Raw genomic sequence first — 1047 nt, forward strand, 5'->3', positions numbered from 1 at the left:
TCTGGCGCTCGATCCGGAGCGGGCGCTGGCCTATCATGACGAGACGTTGCCGGCCGAAGCGGCCAAGACCGCCCATTTTTGCTCGATGTGCGGGCCCAAATTTTGCAGTATGCGGATTACGCAGGATATCCGGGCGTATGCGGCCGCGCGCGAGCTGACGAACGAGTCTGAGGCCATCGAGGCAGGGATGCGCGAGCGCTCGGAGGCATTCCGCGCCGGCAGCGGCATCTATAGTTAACGCAAGAGCTAATGCAAGGACAGCTCTCCTCCGGCGACTGCCTGATCCACCGCATTCCCATTTGCTGCCCGGCTATGTGTGACCTGCCCATAGGTCAATGCATATGCTGGGGTAACTAAAGGTGGGAAGAAGGAGTGGACTATGGCGAAGACCAGGAGAGGCAAGAGTACAAAGCGGCGCAAGCCGCTGTTCTATGTAGATAATCCGAACCGTTCGGAGTTGAAGTGGCTGGATGATCTGCCCCGCAAGCCGACTGCGCCAAGCGCGACTGCAGCGGCAGGTCAAGATGACAAGCCAAAGCCCGTGACGATCAACCATGTCGCGGTCGCGGAAGAAATCGAAGAAATCGCGGCGGACACTAAGCGCAAGCAGGAGCCGCCGAAGGCGGAGGCGGTCAAGTCAACGCAGGATGTGCGGGGAGCAGAGCTGAGCGGTCTTCGAGATATCGATAAACTCATCGGTCTGATCACGCTAAGCGATCAGGAGAGAACGGATCGCTTAGCGGAGCGGCGTCGACCCAGCCGGCAAGCGCCGATCATCTATACGGATGACCTGGCCGACGGCTCGGTGACGGAAGCGAAGCTGGCGCCACAGAGTATCGGCGGCGAGCGGCTGCGGCGCGGCGGCATCGTCACGCAGTCAATCGCAGACTTTGCGGTCGAGAGCATCAAGATCGCCGATGGCGCAGTCACCTCGTCCAAGCTCGCTCCGGGCAGCGTGACAGGCGAGCATCTGGCTGGCGGCATCATCGATGAGCGCCATCTGATCGACCGCTCGGTGAGCTCGGATAAGCTCAAGGACGGCAGCAT

The 1047-nt window shown here is 60.9% G+C and carries 2 pseudogenes; both read left to right on the plus strand.

The features are described from left to right. Positions 1 to 238: pseudogene (locus PA598K_RS32115) on the plus strand (phosphomethylpyrimidine synthase ThiC); the annotation flags it as partial. 141 nt (positions 239 to 379) lie between these two features. Then, positions 380 to 1047 (plus strand): annotated as a pseudogene (locus PA598K_RS32120) (hypothetical protein); the annotation flags it as partial.

Origin of the sequence: Paenibacillus sp. 598K (assembly GCF_003851045.1) — a bacterium.
GTDB lineage: Bacteria > Bacillota > Bacilli > Paenibacillales > Paenibacillaceae > Paenibacillus_D.